Raw genomic sequence first — 20552 nt, forward strand, 5'->3', positions numbered from 1 at the left:
TACGGCTTTAATTTAGTCGTAAAAAAATTTATTTTATTGTCGATGCAGGAGTTTTACGAAGGTTATTCGTAATTTCAGCCCCTTTTTTTGAATCCATTTTAGCAAGAATCAACCCCATTGCTTTGCTGTTAAGGGTACTTAGAATTTCAGCAGCTTCACTCGGCGCCATTTGAGATAAAATCCCGGCTGCTGCTGCGGGCTTCATTTTGGCAAACGTCTGAGAAACTTTTTCGGTTTTAACGTTTTTAATCTCATCAAGAATTTTTTTATTTTCTTCCACCATTTTTTTAATAGCACTCTCTTTTGCTCTGATCTCTTGCAATTTTTGATCTACTTTTGTATCTTTTCCCTGAATCATGGTCTCTTTTTTCCGAAGAAGCTCTTCGGTCGCACTTTTAAGTGCATCCAGGGACTGGCGTTGTTCATCAATCCTTCCCAGTTCTACCAGCAGTTCATTTTTTCTCTCTTCGAAAATTTTAGTACATTCATACGATTTGGTGTTTTGTGCACCGAATATGGAGCTTAAAGCAATAAGCAGCATCATTATGATTTTCATACGGATCCCCCTTTATAGGTCATAATTCCAATTTCATCCAACATTTTTGCCTCTTCTTTTTTGTATTGCAATAAAAATGTCCGTGCCTCTTGTAATTCAAGATATTTAAACTTTTCATACTCCATCATTGCATTTTTAAACCGATTTTGCATCTGAAACTGCTCTCGTTCAGACTCCTCGAGATAGATTTTGCACTCTTCAATCGTATTGTGTTGCGCTTGAATCATCATGTGCGCTTGAGTCAATTTGGCAACGGTGCCATGTGTAGGTAAAGAGAGTTCGGAAAGAATTTGATAAGCTCTGTTCAAGCGCCCTGACGCATCCGCCAATGCATTATTAGCAGCGATCAGGTCCCGCTCCGCTTTGTCCAGATCTTTTTTTTTAAGTTTTACCAAAGGGGTATATTTTGACTTCATCTGACAGTTACCTTTGCCTCAGAAAAGTAGGCTTCGCGTCATAACGGCTGGTATAACCCAAAAGGGGTACAGACCCCTTGGCGTTCTATCAAAGCAATATGGTATCGTTGCGATCCGGTGATGTTGACACCATACCGATTTTGGTTTGTGTGAGCTCTTCAATCGCACGAAGGTACTGCTGAGCCGTAATCGGAAGATCTTCAAAACGTCGGACCCCCTCTGTCTTCTCCCAGCCCGGAAAGCTTTTATAGATCGGCTTTACGTTATCCAAATCAAGCGGCAGATAATCGATCACTTCGCCGTTTACTTCATATCCCGTACAAACCAGAATTTCGTCAAACCCGTCCAAAACATCAAGCTTCATAATCGAAAGATCGTCGCACCCGTTAAGACGGCTCGCATACCGGCAGGCTACCGCGTCAAACCAACCGCAACGGCGGGGACGTCCGGTTGTGGTGCCGAATTCGTGCCCCTGTTTGCGAAGACGCTCTCCGATCTCACCGTGATCTTCGGTCGGAAAAGGGCCGTTTCCGACACGGGTACAGTAGGCTTTGACGATTCCCGTTACTTTGCCGATATCTTTGGGGTTGACACCCAGTCCGGTACACGCACCTGCGGAGATGGTTGAAGAGCTGGTGACATACGGATAGGTTCCGTGATCGATATCAAGCATCGTCCCTTGTGCCCCTTCGAGAAGAATTTTCTTCCCCTCATCCATCATTTTCCATGCCATTTGGGTCGTATTCGCTAAAAACGGAATCAACACACTCGCATAACCATTGAGTTCTGCAACCAGCTCTTCACGTGAAGGCAACCCGATTTCAAGTGCTTCAAAGATCGCTTTATTTTGTACAAAATATTCCATCACACGGCTCGAAAGCGTCTCAACATCCCGCAATTCTCCCAAACGAAATCCTGCACGTGCAATTTTTTCGCTGTAGGCAGGCCCGATACCGCGACCCGTCGTACCGATCGCTTTTTCGCCGCGAAGTTTCTCTTTGGCTTGGTCAATCAATGTGTGAAACGTTAAAATCATATGTGCCGATTCGCTCACGAATAATCGTCCGAGCAAGTTGTCGAATTGCTTCATCTCTTTGATGAGGGCTTCCGGGGAAACCACAACGCCGTTACCGATAATATTGATCGCTTTCGGGTTTAAAATTCCGGAAGGGATAAGGTGTAATGCATGGGTTTTTCCGTCAACAACGATCGTATGACCTGCATTATGTCCCCCTTGATAACGGGCAACAACATCGTATTTTTGCGCAAGCAAATCGACGATTTTCCCTTTTCCTTCATCACCCCATTGGATTCCGACTATTAGATCTGCTTTCATTCTAAAATTCCTTACGTAATTTTTATTTTATACGAGAATGGAATAAAATCCCATTCTCTTCGCTTACCGCTGTGGCACTAAAGCTTGCCTCATTCGAGGCAGATATCTCCATTCTTTTATGTGTGTAATGCTTCAATTAGTGCGTCAGTATAAATCGCAAATCCGACCGAAACCGTTTCATCGCTTTTGTAGCGCCCACCCATGGCATAGACTTCGTTCTCTTCGATTACACGGAAAAAAAGTTCATCATAATAGAGCATTTTAGCGTAATACAGCGGAGCGATAACCACGTTTGGATACTCTAATCCGGCACACAACTCTTTGATTTTAATCAATTCGCCCTTGAGCTGTTCGGGAACAATTTCCAAAACCGTATCAATTTCATTCGGGTGCTGTATGTAGACGAGACGTCTTAGCCATTCGATATCCAAAGAAAACAACTTCTCGATGTTGACATGCCGAAAATCATCCATTTCCAGCCCTAACATTTCAGAAAGTATCCGGGGGATATTGATATTGGAAATCTGCAGCAGCGGCGACATCTCAAGAGAGTTTAAAATCCGTGTCGCTTGCGTGAGTGCGACCGAAAGATTTGTCTCATCAATAATCTCAACGCCGACTTGATACTGTTCGATGGCCGGATAACGGTATACCGGCTGGATGTAGAACCATTTTTTATGCTCCGTATTACCGCCGAGACGTTTATTGACGATACGGACCACGTCGATTGTCGAGTCGGCACGGAGGCTCATCGAATGATTTTTACTGTCACCCAAACGGATCAATTCCCACTCGTCAGAGACACTTTGATGCTGGTGATACGAAAAGAGCGGCGTCAGTATCTCTTCGAATCCGGCATCGCTCAGCAAGGTACTCGCTTTCGTTTCGATAAGACGCTTCATTTTGGCTGTTTCGGCAAAGTAAAGCTTTGATCCTTCCGGAATTTCGTGTTCAAATACCATAATACTACAATCCAAAATAGACGGTGTTAAACACGCGGTTAGCGGTTCCGTCATACTCACGGCGTCCCATTGCAGAAAGAGCCAATTCCACCGCGTTAGCTGCCCAACACGCTTCATACGGAGCGATCAGTCCCATGTGATTGATACGGAAAATCAAATCTTTGATATGGTCTTGACCGCCGGCGACATTTACATCGAATTGTTTAAGGGTAGATCGAATTTTTTTCGCTTCCGCGTCCCCTACCGTCGTCATCGAATCGGCAGGACTCGTCGGATAGATCGAAAGACCGATTGCTACCATCGCCGCGCGGGTCGCTTTTGCACGGCGCGCTGTTTCATCATAAAGTTTCTCTAATCCGCCCTCAGCTTTGATACGGTTCAAAACCGATTCCAGCCCGATAGTAATCGTCGTCGCGGCTGTCCATGCTGTCGTATTTTTACGCTGGTTTTTGATCTCAGTAGCAAGGTTAAAGTAATACCCCTTACCGCTTCCTATTTTTTCGATAGCCGCGTTGGAGAGTCCCATGATCGCGAGTCCCGGAGGAAGCATCAACGCTTTTTGGCTCCCCGAAATAAGACAGTCGATATGGGTAACGTCGATTTTTTCAACGCCCACCGCCGTAATCCCGTCGGCAATGACCATAATGGAAGGGTTATACCCTTTAACCGCCTCTGCAATGGCTTCAACGCTGTGGCGAAGCCCCCCCGCCGATTCACAAACCTGAAGTGCGATCGCATCGATATCGGGATTGGCATTGAGAGCCGCCTGAACTTCCTCCACCGTTGCCGGAGTATCCCACTCATGTTTGATCTCGACATTGGCGATGCCGTGTGCAACGGCAATTTTTCCAAAACGTTCACCGAATTTTCCGGAATTAATGGAGAGCAGTTTTGAACGGGTCAGATTGGTTACGGCACTTTCCATCGCGCCCGTTCCCGAAGAGGCAAGCATCAAGACCTCATCCATTCCCAAAAGTTCAAACAACAGTGTACGGGTCCGTTCAAAAATTGCTTCAAACTCGGGTGTACGGTGGTGAAGTGTCTCTCCTGCCATCGCGATACGTACCGATTCGGGTACCGGAGTAGGCCCTGGTGTAAATAAAAGCATCAACAAATTCCTTTTAGAGGATTACAAAATGCTCATATTATACAAGAGAGGAGGTTAGGATAGGTTTAAGAGCCCAAAACTAACCGCTTAATGGAACAAATTAGCCATTTTAGACAAGAGAGATTTGAAAATGCTGCTGCTTCCCGTCAAATGTTCGATGTATTGATCGTACGTCATATTTTTAGACGCTAAAAACTCAAGCAGATATTTTTCGGATGCATCCATACCGTTAGTTTTTTCGATGGCCAGCAAATCGGTATAGAGCTTTGACATTGTGTCAATGACATGTTCCAAAGCCCCCTGCCGATACGCGACGTATCCGTTCACCTGATTGGTAAAAGGGTGTTTTTTGATCTCAAACTTTGTGGTTACCCAATAATAATCCCCGTTTTTTGCCAAATTTTTGACGACGGCAAAAATATCCTGTCCGCTTTGAATCCGTTGCCACATCAGTTTGAAAATAATCGCCGGCATATCGGGGTGACGAACAATATTATGCGGTTTTCCAACCAGCTCGCTAATCCCGTATCCCGATATCTCAATAAAGTTGCTATTGGCATACTCTATGATCCCTTTCGTATCGGTACGACTCACGATCATGTGGTATTTATCTACTTTGATCTCTTTTCCTTTGGTATTTGCCTGCATTATCAAACCTTTGTACAGAAAATTAGCACTCAATTGTACACATTACAACTTAAATAAACAAATTATCTCCGTACTTCATTATCTGGTACAATTACGTCAATTAAAATTGAAAGAGACCACTGTGACATTATTCGACGCCCTCCTCTTAGGTGCCCTTGAAGGGGTAACCGAATTCCTCCCTATCTCCTCGACAGGGCATCTTATCCTCGCTTCGCAACTATTAGGATTGGAGCAGACCAACGCTCACAAAGCATTTGAGGTCTCTATCCAACTGGGAAGCATCCTCGCCGTCTTATTCCTATATGCCAAGCGGCTGATACAGGACAAAATGTTGTGGCTCAAAATCGGTGTCGCTTTTTTACCGGCAGGTATTTTGGGATTTTTGTTTTATAAACAGATCAAAGCCCTCTTCGGCGTGGAAACGGTGAGCATTATGCTGATCGCGGGGGGGATAGTATTCTTGCTTTTTGAATATCTTCGACGTGATAAACCCATTGATGCGGGCAAAGATATCAGCGAACTTACATTCAAACAAGCCTTTATCATCGGAGTGTTTCAAAGTCTCTCGATGATCCCCGGAACCAGCCGTTCAGGGGCTACCCTCATCGGCGGATTGGTAATGGGGCTGAGCCGTAAAAGTGCAGCAGAGTTTTCATTTCTCCTCGCTATCCCCACGATGATTATCGCTACCGCGTACGATCTGCTCAAACATCGTAACGAGATGGTAGTGGATGATTATTTTATGCTCTCGGTAGCATTTATAACGGCATTTGTATTTGCCCTCGCAACGGTCAAACTGTTTGTCACCTTTGTCAGTCGCCACACTTTTACCCCGTTTGCGATTTATAGAATCGTTGTCGGGATTATCTTCTTTTATTTTGTGGCAAGTATGCCGGTTTAATTTTAGACACTCAATTTAATTTTATTGGTCGCGAATTGATGAATCAGCATCTGAATGATATTTTGATACGGGATCGAGTTTTCTAGCGCTTTCTTTTTGAGTTCATAAATATCATTCTCATTGACGCGAATGGAAATCGCTTTTTTGTTTTGGTTTTTGATACTTTGCTGATCTATACACACATAAATTTGGTAAGAAAAAGGGAACAGACAACCTTCTTAGCTGGATTCCCGATCAAGTCTGGAATGACGAAATCAAACTCTCGAATGAAGCAGTTTATAGACCGCGCTGTTTTCTCGCTTTCCAACCGCTAAAACAAGTACAACCACGATATCATCGTGTACCCGATATGCTAACCGATATCCGGCACTTTTGAGTTTGATTTTATACACGCTGTCCAATCCACTCAGTTTCTCTTTAGACACCTTCGGATTTTCAAGACGTTGACGCAGTTTCTTTTTAAACTGTTCACGAACCGTCTCTCCTAAATCATTCCACTCTTTGAGCGCGAGAGGGTGAAACTCTAATTCATAGCTCATCTAAGGAAACTTTTATCGGAGTGAACTCTTCACTTAGACGATTTTGCACCTCTTTGGAGAGGAGATAATCATCAAGCATCTCCATGAGTTTTTCATAGGTTTTTGAGGGGACGAGATAGGCACTGGCGACATTATGATTCAAAATCGCTACCACTTCATCGCCAGCCTGCTCCAGTATCTGAGTGGGTGATTTTTTGAGTTCAGTAATACTAGCACTGTAGTTTGACAAAATAGGCTGCATTTTAAGTACCTTTTTTAGTATGTTTCTAAATACTAAAATGATACCATATTTTTACTGACTCGTTTCCAACTTTCGCGGGAATGACGAAATAATTGTTTTATTTCGACCGTAAAAACTTAATCTGATCAATCAAAATTTTTGCCAAATTTAGCCCTTTCGAACGGTGTGAAAGCCCCCGCTTTACGCTACTTTCCAACTCTCCTAACGTTTGCTCATACCCATCGGGTGTAAAAATCGGATCGTATCCGAAACCGTTTTCCCCTCTGGGCTCCACTAACACCTCCCCGTACATCCATCCGTGGACGCAGCTTTCCCCTTCTTTGGAGACGATCGCTATCGCTGCCGTATAATGGGCCGGAGATGTTGTCAGCCCCTTTTCTTTTAATAAATCGACCACTTTGAAAAGATTGTCTTTATCGCTGGCCCCTTCCCCTGCAAAACGGGCACTGAAAATTCCGGGAGCACCGTCCAATGCATCGATACTGATTCCGCTGTCATCCGCAATAACGATTGCCTCTGAATCCCCAAGCGCATGGTAAACCGCTCTGGCTTTTATCAAAGCATTCTCTTTAAACGTATCGCCGTCTTCAATAATGTCAAACCCCTCAATAAGATCGGTATAGGGGAATACCTCCCGGTCATGAAGCAATTCGATAATTTCACGTACTTTACCCTTATTCGAAGTGGCTAAAACGACTTTCATCCGTATATCCTTAGAATAGACTTAGCAATATTTTTTCAAACATCCGCCTCATCCTGAAATGTACTATAATAATGAAAATTTTATCCTACTCAAGGTCACAACGTGTTTAAAACGGTTCTCCCTCTTTCGGCAATTTTGTCGCTACGATTTTTCGGTCTTTTTTTAGTTCTCCCGGTACTCTCCGCCTACGCATTGACGCTCGAAGGGGCAACCCCGTTTCTGATCGGGGTCATCGTCGGAGGATACGCCCTCACCCAGGCGATTTTTCAGGTCCCTTTCGGAACGATGAGCGATAAAATCGGACGCAAACCGACCATCCTCGTCGGACTGGTCATTTTCCTCGTCGGTTCGATCATCTGTGCGGTGAGCACCGATATCTATACCCTGATGTTCGGGCGCTTCCTACAGGGGGCCGGAGCGATCGGCGCCGTCATCCCGGCGATGATCAGCGATCTGGTCCACGAAGAGCAGCGCGGAAAAGCGATGGCATTGATGGGGGGGACGATCGCGATGAGTTTCGCCGCCGCCATGGCACTTGGGCCGGTCATTGCGTCACATTACGGTCTTTCTTCGCTGTTTTGGATCACGGCGGTACTGGCGATTCTGTCCATGATCGTTTTGTTTACGAAAGTCCCGACTCCTCCGCGTATCCGTCACATCTATCACTCCTCTTCAACTACCCGCGACATTCTGAGCGATCCGAACCTCTTTAACATGATCATGATTAACGGGATGCAAAAAGGGCTGATGACGGTTGCCTTCGTCCTGATTCCGGTTCTATTGACGCAGGAGCAATACGGATTTGTCTGGGACAAAGCGGAACTGTGGAAAGTCTACGTCCCTGCCCTCGTATTCGGTCTGGTTGCCATGGGACCGGCTGCGGTATTCGGTGAAAAGCACAACAAGCCGCGCGAAATCTTTCTGATCTCGATCGTCCTCTTTATCGTTTCCTTCACCCTGATGGGATTTGCGAAGCAAGACTGGGAGTTTATCGCCGGGGTTGTCAGCTTTTTCGTCGCTTTTAACATGATGGAACCGCTGGTACAGTCAATGATCAGCAAGTTTGCGAAAGTGCACCAAAAAGGGGCAGCACTCGGAATCGCCAACGGATTTGCCTATTTTATGACGTTCATCGGCGGGGTTATTGCGGGACTTGCACTCCAGTATGGAACCCGTGAAACACTCTCCATCGCCCTGATCGTCGTTTCGACCCTCTGGCTCGTATGGACGCTGAAACTGCGCAATCCGCACCGCTATTCTCATCTCTACCTTGCGATGGAACATGTAGATATGGAAAAGCTGAATGCTCTGGAGCATGAGCACATCGCCGAATGGTATATCAATGAAACCGAAAATATCGTGGCGGTCAAATACCGTAAAGAGTTGATTGAAGAAGAGGCGGTCAAAGCGAAGATCGTTAAATAATTTTGCCGTTCACCCTAGGCTTTGTCGAAGGGTGAAGGTGAAAAAAATCATACCTATTCCAGCCGCCCCAGCATCTCAACCGAACCTTTTTCAAACTTCGAAAAAGCAAACCATTTTTTGCCCAGATCTTTGAGGCTTGCGCCGATATGATAAATTTCCTCCTCATCGAGGATCAAAAATCGGTCATGCGAAGCGGAAAACTCTTTGATCTCTATCGGCGGATATTGGGCATTGTGTTTTTTGAGATCGAGGGAGAGTTGCGCAGTGATCGTTTTTGTGTAAATGGTCGCTTTGCACGCATCGGCTCTTTTGGACAACATCACCAACACGCTCTCATCGACGTAATTATCGATCAAGACGATGGAGCTTTCAGCCCTTTTGATCAGGTCACTAACAAACAGATAAGCATCGAAAATCTGACCTTCGTAAAATATCCCTTTTTCAGGCTGGATCGTTTTGGATTCTATGGCATTAAACAGTTGATCAAATTTTTTATCCGATTCGATTTTATGTTCCATCTGAACACTCTCCAATCGATCAAGTCGCTGAAAGAGAAGAGCGTTTTGAGAGATGAACCGACGCATCTGCACGAAAGCTCTCATAATCTTTATGTTGATTTCGATAGCGATTTTATTGGTCAAAACGCCGGAAATACTGGCGACCCCCTGCTCGGTAAAAACATACGGCAAACTGCCCCCAAGATGACTTTTGGAGGGTATCGCATTTTGCGATACCAGAATATCGATCTCTTCATTGGTGAGCTGAAACATAAAATCTTCAGGAAATCTATCGACATTTCGTTTCACCTGCTCCCTAAGACGGATAGGTTTGACACCGTACAACTCCGCCAAATCACGATCCAGCATCACCTGCGAACCGCGCAGAGTATAAATCTTGTTTTGGATGGTGTGTTCGTCTATAATAGAAATTTCATTCATACTCAAAACTTTTAGCTCTCTCGAATACTCTATTTCGCATCGCTTCTCTTATCCTTCATCTGCCGTTTGAGCTTCTTTTGTTTTTTTCAAACATCTGGGATTTTTAACTGGAGCGTCCATAAACTTTTGAAACTGTTCTTTTTTCATCTATATGATTCATCCTCTATTAGAAGAATAAATTTTAAATTGTTAAATGATGATAATGAATTATGTCTTTGAAGAGGATAAAAGAGGGGGGGGGTGGATTCCCGATCACGTCGGGAATAACGAGAATTAAAGTTTTATAATCCGCACAAGGGTCCCCGCCTCCAGATCCCCGTCTTCTTCGCCGCAAATCATCAGTGCGGCATCTCCGAGAAGATTGGTCAAAATCGCGGAGCTTCCGCTCTTTTTGCCGTCGAAATCGACCCAATAACGGCCGTCTTCAAAACTCAGATTGCAGGCGGTAAACTCGCTCTTATTCGAACGTTTCGCAAACGGGACTTTGAGGGTCGCTTCGATCGGTTCGTACGGATTGGAACATCCCAGCATACGGGCCATCAGCGGAGCGACATAGAGCATGAACGTAACGGTCGAAGAGTAGGCAAATCCCGGAAGGGAAACGATAAACTTCTCCCCCCGCTGCGCCAGCATCACATGCTGCCCCGGTTTGATATTGACCCCCTTGAAAATCACTTCGGCACCCAGACGCGGAACGATGTGTTTGACAAAATCATAATCCCCGACACTCACGCCGCCGGTACTCACCACGATATCGCTCGACGCCAGCGCCTCTTCGAATCGTTGCATAATGGCCGCTTTGTCATCTCCGACAATCCCCATCTGAATACACTCACCGCCGAGAGAGGTGATTAACGCTTCAAGAGTGTGGCTGTTGGAGCTTCGAATCTGCCCTGCATGGCGGGCGACCTCTCCGATATCGAGAACTTCACTCCCTGTAGCGATTACACTGACGCGGGGACGCTGCGCTACCCGTACCATCACCCGATTGATCCCGGCAAGAACGCCGATTTGGGCAAATCCGATTTTTACACCGCGCGGAATCAGGGTCTCCCCCTCCCGGTAGCTCTCCCCTATCGGACGTACGGCAAATCCATACGGCACCGGTTTTTCGATAATGATTTGACCGTTTTCGACCCGAACATTTTCGATCGGAATTAACGTATCGGCTCCCCTCGGCATCAGCGAACCGGTAAATGTTTTAATGCACACTCCACTCTCTACGTGCCCGATCTCATCGGCACCCGCCGGATTATCACCGAAAATCTCCAATGTTCCCAGTTCATTCAAATCACTGTGAAGAATTGCGTATCCGTCCATTGCAGAGGTGGGATGGGTCGGATAATCTTCATCCGCAATGATATCTTCCGCCAATATCCGTCCCAGCGAAGCGGTGATGCATACCCGCTCTCCCCGCTGAATACCGATAGGGAGCAGGCTCACCATATTTTGGGAAGTCTCATAGGAGATCATTCTCACGCTATCCCCCCCAACAATCCCGCACCCGAAATCGGAGTGGAACGTTCCCGCGCATAAAGACGGTCTCCATTTTTCAAATCGTATTTCCAAATGGGGGCGGACGCTTTGAAGTCTTCGACGAATGCTTCGATCGTCTCCAATGCAACACGCCGTTTCGGGGAAAATACCGCCGCGATATAGGAAGATTCGTGTACCAACACGTCTCCACGGCTATGCGCCATTTTCAGCTTTGCCCCGAGGGGTTCGGCCTTGGCAACCCACGCTTCGAACCAAGAGGTCAATATCGGTTCATACACATCGAAACTCAACCCTTCAATTCCGTCCTCATCACGCACCGTCCCGACAAACGGAATATAGGCCCCGTAATTGGTGTCAGATTCCTGAGCATACCAACGGGTTATAATTTCGGGAACATTTAATGCGCCGTTATAAAGTTCCAGCATATCAACCTCCGCATACCGGGGGAAGCAATGAAATCTTATCCCCTGATTTGAGCGGCGTGTCCAAAGATGCGACCAGAGTGTCATTCACCGCTACGGCACAATTATCAATCCATTCCGCCATTTCATGGTCTTGTTTCAGCACTTCGGCAACATCACGCAACGATACTGCATTGATAGAGAGCGGAGCCTTTTGGATCGGCCCTAAAAATTCTACGGTTACCATCCCATATCCTCATTATTCATATAGTCACGATTATATCAAAAGAGCCCTGATGCTCCCTTGTTAACTCAGAATTAAGTATAATATCCCCCTTGTTTCAGAGGGAGAGCGCTTGATTTTCGGAAAAATTGATTTTATCAACCTCTTGCCGTTTCATGTATTTATGAAGCGATACGCCAAAACGCTACGCACCCAACAAAGTCTCCATTACCACAAAGGGGTCCCCTCAAAACTGAACCGCGCTTTCGCCGCACGGCGAATCGATGCGGCGTTCATCTCCAGCATTACCGCCAAAAACTGCCGTTGTTTCGGGGTCGGAATCGTCGCACAGCAGGAAGTGCTGAGTGTCCTCTCCCTCCCAAATGCCGATAAAATCGACGCCGATTCTGCCACTTCCAACCTCCTCGCTCAAATTTTAGACGTTCACGGAGAGGTGTTAATCGGAGACAAAGCCCTCCGCTATTATTACGGCGGAGGTGAACATATCGACCTGGGAGCCCTTTGGCATGAGCGGACAAAACTGCCGTTTATTTTTGCCCTACTGTGTACCCATCACCATACCGATGAGCTCCGCCGCCTTAGCCGTGCCTTTATCGCTACAAAGGTGAAAATACCGTATTATATGCTGATGGATGCCTCTCGAAAAAGTGCATTATCTCCCGAACAAATTACCCATTATCTGAAATTTATCAGCTATAAAGTGGGTGTGAAAGAAGAGAGAGGATATAAGCGATTTATGCAAGAGGCAAAAGGGAGGGGGTTGAATCCCTCCTTGGGAGCGGTAAGGTACTAACTGACCTTACGCACCTTGTCTAAACGCGTGCGAAAAGGTTAGTAATCTCCCGTATCCGAAAGATACGGGAAGCGTTTCAGGAAACATCCCTTCGGGAGCGCTTCGCTTGTTTTGGGGGTTGTATGGGTGAAAAGCGTCAAAAAAGCCAACTGCTTGGCTTTTTTAGCTTAGGAGCCGATGCACGAAGTGCCGGCTGGGCCGTCCCTGCCATTTTACGGGCTATGAGCGAAAAATGCGTAACATCAGGTACTAATAGATTAACAGTGCTGATAAAGCGCTGCTCCAAAATAATAACCTGCTCCGAAACCGACAATCATTCCATAATCGCCAATTTCCCCTTTTCCATGATTCAGGTGCTGTTCCAGCACAATAAAATTGCTAGGGGTACTAACATTACCATACTCTGTAAACATTTTTTTTGATATTTCTACTTGCTCTTTACTTAACCCGAGTATCTCCGGATCCATAAAACTGTCGACAACCGGTAAGCCGCCTTGATGTAAGGACCATTCATTGACATCTTCTACCTTCAGTCCGTTTCGCTGCAAAATTGGTTTGATAATATGCTCACACACAAGCTTTGGCATCAGATCTTTTACCCCGTCACCTGTTAAAAAAGTACCCTCTTCCATTTTGATTACATCTCCATACCGATAATCCAGTTTTATATCAATAATTTTTAGTTTTTTATCAAAACATTCAGCTTCATCTCCACTTGCTAACAATAATCCGGCACCGCCGTCTCCAAAAATAGCATGCGTTCGAAGAGATGCTCTAAAATTTGTATTTGCCTCATCATACAGCGGCTTGAAGGTCCACGATACTTGTTCAAAAGCGAAAACAGTTGCTAAAGAATCATTTTTTTGACAAAAATCAACAGCAGACTGGATGGAAAAAATACCCGAAGTACAGCCATAATTGACAATCTCCTCAGGTGGGTATTCCAGATCAAGTGCCGACTGATTAGCAATTTGACACGTAAGATTAGGAAGAGTGATCGCATGGGAGCTTGCATTGTATGAAACCGAAAGAAATCCAATTTTACTACCCTTGCGAATAGTGTCTGAAAAACTTTTAATGACGCTGCCGGCCCACAAGAGCGGTGAATTTTCAGCAGGAACTACCATGCGAGGAAATTGTTCCAAGTCGATACTGATAGCACGATTCTTAATTTGGACATTTGATCCAAGTCTTGTCGCAAATTTATTGATTTTTGCAGAGGAAAGTTTTTCGCTATACAATTTATCAATCACATCAACAGAAGGATAAATTTTTGGAAATACGGACTTCACACCAACAATAAAAACATCTTTTTTCACTATTTCTTCCTCTCTTTATCTACTCGACTTCGATACGTACCGAGAAATTATAGCAAGTTTATCGTTTTACTTTAGTATTTTAACAGTGATTCAATCCGCTTGAGCGTCTCGTCGACGCCGATGATCGCCATTACATTGTCCAGCCCCGGGCCGGAAAGTTTTCCCATCAATGCAATGCGCAACGGCTGACCGATCTTTCCGAATCCGATTCCCATTTCCGTAACAACCGCTTCCATTACGTGGTGGTAATCGGTCGGAAGATGGAGATCTTTTGCCCCCTTAAGTGCGGCGGCAAACGCTTCTAAAATGGCTCTGCTCTCCTCTTTGTACCCTTTTTTAAGTGCTGCTTCATCGTATTCGGCCGGTGATACCAAAATCTCGCTGACCAGTACCGCCATCTCTGCAAGCGTTTTCGCCCGCTCTTTGATGGCATCGAGGAGAATTTCCCGCTTATCGTGGCTGATCAGCATCACGCCATGAAACTCAAGCAATTCGCACAGTTTGTCATTGGGGGTATTTTTAAGGTAATGACTGTTGAGCCAATCCAGCTTATCGACGTTATAGACCGATGCGGAGCGGTTAATGTCGCTGGGGTCGAACAGCTCCAACATCTCATTCATTGAAAAAATCTCCTGATCGCCGTGACTCCACCCCAGACGGACCAAAAAGTTCAACAACGCTTCGGGAGTGTAACCCATCTGTTTGTACATCATCACATCGGTTGCCCCGTCACGTTTGGAGAGTTTTTTCCCCTCACTGTTATGGATCATCGGAACGTGAAAAAATTTCGGGAGAGGGAATCCGAGTGCTTTATAAACGACGATCTGCTTGGGGGTGTTTGAGAGGTGATCGTCTCCGCGAATGACATCGGTCACCCCCATCAGCGCATCGTCCACCGCAACCACGAAATTATACGTCGGCGTCCCGTCCGCGCGTGCGATGATAAAGTCGTCCAAAATATCGGCAACGTTGAAAACAACATCCCCTTTCACTCCGTCATGAACCGTAATGGAACCCTCCAACGGAGCTTTGATTCGTATCACCGCTTCACACCCTTCCGGAGGCGTACCTGTGAAATCTCGATAGCGATTATCGTATTTTGCCCGCTCTTTACGGGCTGTCTGCTCTTCCCGCAGCGCATCAAGCTCCTCTTTGGACATATAACATTTATAGGCTTTCCCCTCGTCGAGGAGTTTTTGGGCATATTCTTGATAAATTTTCAAACGGCTGGATTGATATTCAATCACCCCGTCGTGTTCCAATCCTACCCACTTAAACGCTTCGACAATTGCCCGTGCAGCCGCTTCATCATTCCGACTAAAATCGGTATCTTCAATACGAAGTAAAAATTTTCCGTTATTGCGTCTCGCCCACAGATAACTAAGGAGCGCCGTGCGCAATCCGCCGATATGCAAATACCCTGTCGGGCTTGGGGCAAATCTGGTTACTACCATTTAAAATTCCTTTTGAACACGCAGCGTGCCCGTTTAACAATTATAGAATTTTAGTTAAGGCTATGTTAAAAGCGGGTAAAATAAGAGACTTTTATAAGGAGCTTCGATGCGATTGTTCACCCTGTCCACTATATTAGCCTCACTGCTGTGGAGCGCGCCGATCGGCGGTGTCAGCATTTTGGTAAAAAATTCTCCCATAACGTTGTATGAAGTACAACAAGAGATGAAGCAGAGCAATACCGATGCCCAGCAAAGTGCCGATACCCTGATCCGAAAGAAGCTCGAACAGCTCGAAGCCATCGATAAAAAAATTACGGTTACTCCTGCCGAAGTGGACGAAGAGCTTGAGAAAATGGCCACGCAGAACAACCTCTCCAAAGAGCAGTTTTTAAATGCGATGCTGACGGTCAGAGGATTGGACGAAAAAGGGCTCAAAAAGAAAATCGAAGAGAATCTCCGAGGGCAAAAACTCTACAGTACCATTGCCTTTTCCAAAATGGGGCAACCCGGTGCCGATGAAGAGGCGGAGTATTACCACCTCCATCTCGACGACTTTTCCAAACCCGAAAGTTTCGCGGTCACCACCTATAGCGCCTCCACTAAAGAAGCGTTGCAGGCAAAAATCAGCGATCCGATGTACAATATTTCCGGGGTCGACTCAAAAGAGGAGACGATTACCTACGATTCCATCAATCCCCAATTGGTACAAATCCTCAACAAAACCCCTCAGGGAAATTTCACCCCGATCTTTCCGAACGGGGCAAATGGATTCATGAGCTTTTATCTCCGGGAAAAAAACAATATCGTCACCGAAAATCTTGACGCCGTCCGACCCCAAATTACCAATGCAATTATGGGCGAAAAACGAAATCAAGTCCTCAATGACCACTTTACCCGTCTGCGTCTCAGTGCCGACATCAAAGTCATACGCCTTCCCCTGTAAAAAGAGGGGGAAGTGCTTTAACCCTCCACCATCTCATTCAAAATAGAGAAAAGCTCTTGGCTCGCTTTTTCAGCCTCTTTGAAGCAGTCGATAATCTGTTTATCGTTGCCGATAGAATTTTGTTTCAGCAACTCCATCGCTTTTCGGATTTCATCGTGTACCTTTCGGTGCGGCTCCGCCAAACGTCCGTATATCGACGATTTTCCAAAGATGGTTTTCCCCTCTCCCTCATCGTACCAACGCCCGAGTGCACAGCTGTGATGGTCACTGAAGTGTTGCGTGACTTTCCCTTGGAATCCTGACTCGTAGGCATTGGCCTTAAAGATCATATGATCAATTTTTGCCATATTCGTAAAAATTCCGTAGCTGATTATTTTATTGTCTTCTTTAATTTTCTCAACATTATTAATCAGGTGAGACATGACATTTTTAAATTCATCAAGCCGTCGGGTCGAATCTACCGCATGCTCTTCCACCCGCTCGCTATTCTCCAGCATACCCATTGAATTTTGCTTTAAGACACTAATATTAGACTCGACTTCACTCGTCGCTTTTTGGGTTCTTTCGGCAAGTTTTCGTACTTCATCGGCGACAACGGCAAATCCTCGTCCGTGTTCACCGGCCCGGGCCGCCTCGATAGCTGCATTCAGAGCCAATAAATTGGTCTGATCCGAAATATCTTTAATCAGCGTAATCACATTTGATATTTCACTGACATTATGATTTAATTGTTCCGAATTTGAACGGGTATCATTAATCATTTCGGTAATGTTGGTAATGCTCGTCATGATTTTATCGGTCTGTGTATTCACTTGATCGACGACGTTCCCCGTCTCGGCATTCAGGGTGTTAACATTATTGAGATCGCCGATACTCCGTTCCAAGCTGTTGCGTAGGCTTCCTGCATTGTCAATGGAACCGCTGATCATTTCATGGGCCAAAGCCAGCGAAATTTCGTTTTTTTGCAGCTGTTGTTCTGATTGCGTTTTTGCCTCCATTGCCTCCCGGGCATGTTCTTGAGCCTGCAGTGCTATTGCGTCGACTTTGTCCAAAAAGGTGTTGAAACTTTTTGCCGCCTGAGCGATTTCATCATTGGAGGTGATACGGATCCGTTTGCTCAGGTCTGCATCTCCGGTCGCCAGCTCTTGTGCAATGGCATCAAGATTTTGAATAGGGTTTGTAACAGCACGACGGATAATCGTAATGAGCAAAAATAAGATAATAAGATCAATAACAGACATAATAACGACTTGACGCAATAACGAATTTTCAGATTCATTGATGATCGCCTCAACCGTTTCAAGTTTTTTTCCGGAAAACGCATACCCCACCTGCGCGCCTGAAAAATCTTTGATCGGTATCAAGGTTACGTAAAAATGATCGGTCGTAAAGGCACCGTCGGAGACATTGAAGGTTGCCTCATTTAATTCGCCCATCAACTCCTTGTCAATGACATCTTCTTTCACGGCCAGAGTATAGTTACCTCCGATTTTAGCCTTTCCCTGAAGCTCTTTCGCCGTATCAAGGTAGCGGTTGTCGATCGCAACGATCACTTCCGTTTCAAAGTTTTTCCGCAGATCTTTAATGACCGAATTCAGCCCTTGCATAAACTCGATAGAGCCCAGGTATTCGCCACCCGAAATAATCGGGGCAATCCCCCGAAGCTCCAATCCCGCAACGCCGACCTCAATGGTGACGAGCGGTTTTTGGCTCTCTTTCACGGCAACAATTGATTTTCGGAAGCCCGATAAATCATCACCGTATTTTTCCGGGTTCCATACACGAATAAAACTGTGCACATCCCTGTCATGGACATGAATTTTGATGTTACCGAATTTCGTGTTCTCTTTAAACTCTTTGGAGAGTGCTTTCAGTGTATTAAGGGGTTCAGTACGATCACCGTTCATCAAGCCGTTGATAACCGCACCGTTCTTTGAAATCGTAATGGCATTCGTGATACCGACATTTTTTTTCGACTCCAACGCCTCTTCAAAAACCGTTGTCATCTCTTTGGATTGCTCTGCGTACGTATTCTTCCGTATCTCCTGGATCGAAACCAGATAATTAATCACAACAATCACAAAACCGATCCCGATGGATGCGATCAAAGGGATATGAACTTTTTGTCCGATACTCATGTTATTCATGGCGACCCCATTCTTATATTAATATAGACAACCTGTGCGATTATAATCAACGCGTGTAAAAACAGCGTAAAAAACATATCACATTTAAACGGATTCTATCATCACTACGATAAGATTATACGATATCTAAAGGAAAATTCAAAATAAAAGTGAAGAGGCAAACGAGAAGAAAAAAGTTGGTGCGCAATAACGGCGCTTAGCCGTTATAACGCTCCAAATATTTGGTATCAAAATCATTAGAAACGAAGTCGGGATTTTTCATCATTTTTAGATGAAACGGGATCGTCGTTTTAATCCCGGTAATCGTAAATTCGCTCAATGCACGGTGCATCCGTGCAATGGCATCCTTACGATCTTTTCCGTAAACAATTAATTTTCCGATCATCGAATCGTAGGTCGGTGGAACAATATAACCCGCATGCGCATGGGTATCGATACGGATATGACGTCCGCCCGGAGCGATCCACTGCGTGATTTTACCGGGGCAGGGAAGGAACTTAACCGGATCTTCGGCCGTAATACGGCATTCAATGGAATGACCTGTAAGAACGACGCTCTCCTGAGAAGGGAGGGCTTCCCCTTCTGCAACACGGATCATCATCTCGATCAGATCCAATCCGCTCACCATCTCAGAGACAGTATGTTCAACCTGAAGACGGGTATTCATCTCCATGAAATAGAAGTTTTTATCGGCATCCAGAAGGTATTCGAAGGTCCCTGCCCCTTCGTATTTGATGTATTGTGTTGCCCGAACCGCCGAAGCGTGCAGTTCAGCACGCACTTCAGGCGTCAGGGCAACTGCGGGAGATTCTTCGATCAATTTTTGGTGGCGGCGCTGCATGGAACAGTCACGCTCACCGATATGAAGGACGTTTCCGTGGCTGTCAGCGATCACCTGAACTTCGATATGACGGGGATTCTTGATGAATTTTTCCATATAAATGGTACCGTCTCCGAATGCGGTTATCGCTTCGGCTTCCGCCGCCAAAAAGGCATTTTCAAGATAGCTTTCCTCTTCGACAACGCGCATACCGCGCCCTCCGCCGCCGGCAGCTGCTTTAAGGATAATCGGATAACCGACCACTTTCGCACGCTCAGCGGCATCGGCGATATCCCTAATCGCCCCGTCCGAACCCGGAACGACCGGTACCCCTGCGGCTACCATCACCTCTTTGGCTTTGGATTTATCCGACATCATCACCATGACTTCAGGAGTCGGCCCGATAAATTTAATCCCGTGATGGGTACAAATCTCGACAAAGTGCTGATTCTCACTCAAAAAACCGTATCCCGGAAATACCGCATCGCATCCGCTGATCTCGGCAGCGGCAATAATAGCCGGGATATTGAGATAACTCTTAGAACTCGGTGCCGCCCCGATACAGATTGCCGCATCGGCCAGCTTTAGATACGACGCATCTTTATCGGCAGTCGAGTAAACCGCCACCGCCTCTTTTCCCATCTCTTTGATGGTACGGATGGCACGAAGCGCGATTTCACCGCGATTCGCAACTAAAATACGTTTGATTTCACCCATGATTAAAGCTTTTCAACGGCAAACAAAGGCATATCGTATTCAACAGCTTGCGCGTCGGAGACCAAAACACTCAGAATTTTACAATCAAATTCTGCTTCAAGCTCATTCATGATTTTCATCGCTTCAAGAACGGCGATCACTTGACCTTTTTTCACCCGGTCGCCCACTTTTACAAACGGGGCGGAATCGGGTGAAGGTGCGGCATAAAACGTCCCGACCATCGGTGAAACAATAACATCTCCCGCGATTACCGGAGATACCGGTGTTTCGGATGGAGCCGCCGCTACCGCAACCGGAGCCGCCGCCATCATCGGTGCGGCAACAACACCGATATTTTTTTCAAATTCAATCGAAAAAGCGTCTTGTGTAATTTTCAATTTTGAAAGAGTACTGGCGTCAAACTCTTGCAAAAGAGTTTTGATTTGTTTCATATCCATGGGAAAA

The 20552-nt window shown here is 45.8% G+C and carries 23 protein-coding genes; 4 read left to right on the plus strand and 19 right to left on the minus strand.

The genetic code is table 11. The annotated features are described in order from the left end of the window. Positions 1–28: 28 nt before the first annotated feature. The 6 genes from M0P91_RS12745 to M0P91_RS12770 all read right to left on the minus strand — a co-directional run bounded on the left by M0P91_RS12745 (position 29) and on the right by M0P91_RS12770 (position 5026). A complete protein-coding gene (locus M0P91_RS12745; protein ID WP_295068087.1) occupies positions 29–556 on the minus strand; it encodes a PDP protein in 528 nt (175 codons plus the stop codon). After that, positions 553–972 (minus strand): flagellar export protein FliJ, encoded by a 420-nt coding sequence (locus M0P91_RS12750; RefSeq protein WP_295068089.1) that lies wholly within the window; start codon positions 970–972, stop codon positions 553–555. Before M0P91_RS12750 ends, M0P91_RS12745 begins: the two co-directional genes overlap by 4 nt. A gap of 88 nt (positions 973–1060) precedes the next feature. Continuing rightward, a complete protein-coding gene (locus M0P91_RS12755) occupies positions 1061–2308 on the minus strand; it encodes an adenylosuccinate synthase (RefSeq protein ID WP_295068091.1) in 1248 nt (415 codons plus the stop codon). Between the two features lie 116 nt (positions 2309–2424). Beyond that, complete coding sequence (locus M0P91_RS12760; protein ID WP_366934088.1) at positions 2425–3324, minus strand: ATP phosphoribosyltransferase regulatory subunit; 900 nt, start codon at positions 3322–3324, stop codon at positions 2425–2427. Continuing rightward, positions 3275–4378, minus strand: coding sequence for an aminotransferase class V-fold PLP-dependent enzyme (locus tag M0P91_RS12765; protein WP_295068097.1), 1104 nt, complete (start codon positions 4376–4378; stop codon positions 3275–3277). The genes M0P91_RS12760 and M0P91_RS12765 overlap by 50 nt, the downstream gene beginning before the upstream one ends. An 87-nt stretch (positions 4379–4465) precedes the next feature. After that, the gene (locus tag M0P91_RS12770) at positions 4466–5026 is read right to left on the minus strand and encodes a PAS domain-containing protein (protein WP_295068100.1); all 561 of its coding nucleotides are present in this window, start codon (positions 5024–5026) and stop codon (positions 4466–4468) included. Positions 5027–5147: 121 nt separating this feature from the next. On the opposite strand from M0P91_RS12770, the gene M0P91_RS12775 reads away from it, so the two are divergent. Then, positions 5148–5927 (plus strand): undecaprenyl-diphosphate phosphatase, encoded by a 780-nt coding sequence (locus M0P91_RS12775; protein WP_295068103.1) that lies wholly within the window; start codon positions 5148–5150, stop codon positions 5925–5927. Between the two features lie 2 nt (positions 5928–5929). Here M0P91_RS12775 and M0P91_RS12780 read toward each other — a convergent pair whose 3' ends face one another. The 4 genes from M0P91_RS12780 to rdgB form a co-directional block, all read right to left on the minus strand. Then, positions 5930–6109 (minus strand): hypothetical protein, encoded by a 180-nt coding sequence (locus M0P91_RS12780; RefSeq protein WP_295068106.1) that lies wholly within the window; start codon positions 6107–6109, stop codon positions 5930–5932. Positions 6110–6181: 72 nt separating this feature from the next. Then, on the minus strand, positions 6182–6466 hold the full coding sequence (locus tag M0P91_RS12785) for a type II toxin-antitoxin system RelE/ParE family toxin (protein WP_295068109.1): 285 nt from the start codon (positions 6464–6466) through the stop codon (positions 6182–6184). Then, on the minus strand, positions 6456–6707 hold the full coding sequence (locus tag M0P91_RS12790) for a type II toxin-antitoxin system Phd/YefM family antitoxin (RefSeq protein WP_295068113.1): 252 nt from the start codon (positions 6705–6707) through the stop codon (positions 6456–6458). Before M0P91_RS12790 ends, M0P91_RS12785 begins: the two co-directional genes overlap by 11 nt. Before the next feature lie 97 nt (positions 6708–6804). Further along, positions 6805–7410, minus strand: coding sequence for an RdgB/HAM1 family non-canonical purine NTP pyrophosphatase (gene rdgB / locus M0P91_RS12795; RefSeq protein WP_295068116.1), 606 nt, complete (start codon positions 7408–7410; stop codon positions 6805–6807). 102 nt (positions 7411–7512) lie between these two features. On the opposite strand from rdgB, the gene M0P91_RS12800 reads away from it, so the two are divergent. Next, positions 7513–8835 carry an MFS transporter gene (locus tag M0P91_RS12800; RefSeq protein ID WP_295068118.1) on the plus strand — a complete coding sequence of 441 codons (1323 nt, stop codon included), beginning with the start codon at positions 7513–7515 and terminating at the stop codon, positions 8833–8835. Positions 8836–8888: 53 nt separating this feature from the next. Here the strand turns inward: M0P91_RS12800 and M0P91_RS12805 are convergent, their stop codons facing one another. From M0P91_RS12805 to M0P91_RS12820, 4 genes are all read right to left on the minus strand, one after another. After that, the gene (locus M0P91_RS12805) at positions 8889–9773 is read right to left on the minus strand and encodes an ORF6N domain-containing protein (RefSeq protein ID WP_295068121.1); all 885 of its coding nucleotides are present in this window, start codon (positions 9771–9773) and stop codon (positions 8889–8891) included. A gap of 273 nt (positions 9774–10046) precedes the next feature. Further along, positions 10047–11246 (minus strand): molybdopterin molybdotransferase MoeA, encoded by a 1200-nt coding sequence (locus M0P91_RS12810; protein ID WP_295068124.1) that lies wholly within the window; start codon positions 11244–11246, stop codon positions 10047–10049. 2 nt (positions 11247–11248) lie between these two features. Then, on the minus strand, positions 11249–11695 hold the full coding sequence (locus M0P91_RS12815) for a molybdenum cofactor biosynthesis protein MoaE (RefSeq protein ID WP_295068127.1): 447 nt from the start codon (positions 11693–11695) through the stop codon (positions 11249–11251). Position 11696: 1 nt separating this feature from the next. Then, entirely contained in the window at positions 11697–11918 is a 222-nt protein-coding gene (locus M0P91_RS12820; RefSeq protein WP_295068130.1) for a MoaD/ThiS family protein, read from the minus strand. Between the two features lie 109 nt (positions 11919–12027). On the opposite strand from M0P91_RS12820, the gene M0P91_RS12825 reads away from it, so the two are divergent. Next, the gene (locus tag M0P91_RS12825; RefSeq protein WP_295068133.1) at positions 12028–12708 is read left to right on the plus strand and encodes an MqnA/MqnD/SBP family protein; all 681 of its coding nucleotides are present in this window, start codon (positions 12028–12030) and stop codon (positions 12706–12708) included. A 257-nt stretch (positions 12709–12965) separates the two neighbouring features. Here the strand turns inward: M0P91_RS12825 and M0P91_RS12830 are convergent, their stop codons facing one another. After that, a complete protein-coding gene (locus M0P91_RS12830) occupies positions 12966–14027 on the minus strand; it encodes a 3-oxoacyl-[acyl-carrier-protein] synthase III C-terminal domain-containing protein (RefSeq protein WP_295068136.1) in 1062 nt (353 codons plus the stop codon). A 71-nt stretch (positions 14028–14098) separates the two neighbouring features. Further along, positions 14099–15481 (minus strand): glutamate--tRNA ligase, encoded by a 1383-nt coding sequence (gltX, locus tag M0P91_RS12835; RefSeq protein ID WP_295068139.1) that lies wholly within the window; start codon positions 15479–15481, stop codon positions 14099–14101. Positions 15482–15587: 106 nt separating this feature from the next. On the opposite strand from gltX, the gene M0P91_RS12840 reads away from it, so the two are divergent. Then, complete coding sequence (locus M0P91_RS12840; protein WP_295068142.1) at positions 15588–16424, plus strand: peptidylprolyl isomerase; 837 nt, start codon at positions 15588–15590, stop codon at positions 16422–16424. 17 nt (positions 16425–16441) lie between these two features. On the opposite strand, the gene M0P91_RS12845 is transcribed toward M0P91_RS12840, so the two are convergent. The 3 genes from M0P91_RS12845 to accB form a co-directional block, all read right to left on the minus strand. After that, the gene (locus M0P91_RS12845; RefSeq protein WP_295068145.1) at positions 16442–18571 is read right to left on the minus strand and encodes a methyl-accepting chemotaxis protein; all 2130 of its coding nucleotides are present in this window, start codon (positions 18569–18571) and stop codon (positions 16442–16444) included. 196 nt (positions 18572–18767) lie between these two features. Beyond that, positions 18768–20108, minus strand: a complete 1341-nt coding sequence (locus tag M0P91_RS12850; protein WP_295068148.1) for an acetyl-CoA carboxylase biotin carboxylase subunit — start codon at positions 20106–20108, stop codon at positions 18768–18770. Between the two features lie 2 nt (positions 20109–20110). Beyond that, positions 20111–20545, minus strand: a complete 435-nt coding sequence (gene accB, locus M0P91_RS12855) for an acetyl-CoA carboxylase biotin carboxyl carrier protein (RefSeq protein WP_295068151.1) — start codon at positions 20543–20545, stop codon at positions 20111–20113. Positions 20546–20552 lie beyond the last annotated feature (7 nt).

The sequence above is a fragment of the Sulfuricurvum sp. genome, assembly GCF_023229695.1.
GTDB lineage: Bacteria > Campylobacterota > Campylobacteria > Campylobacterales > Sulfurimonadaceae > Sulfuricurvum.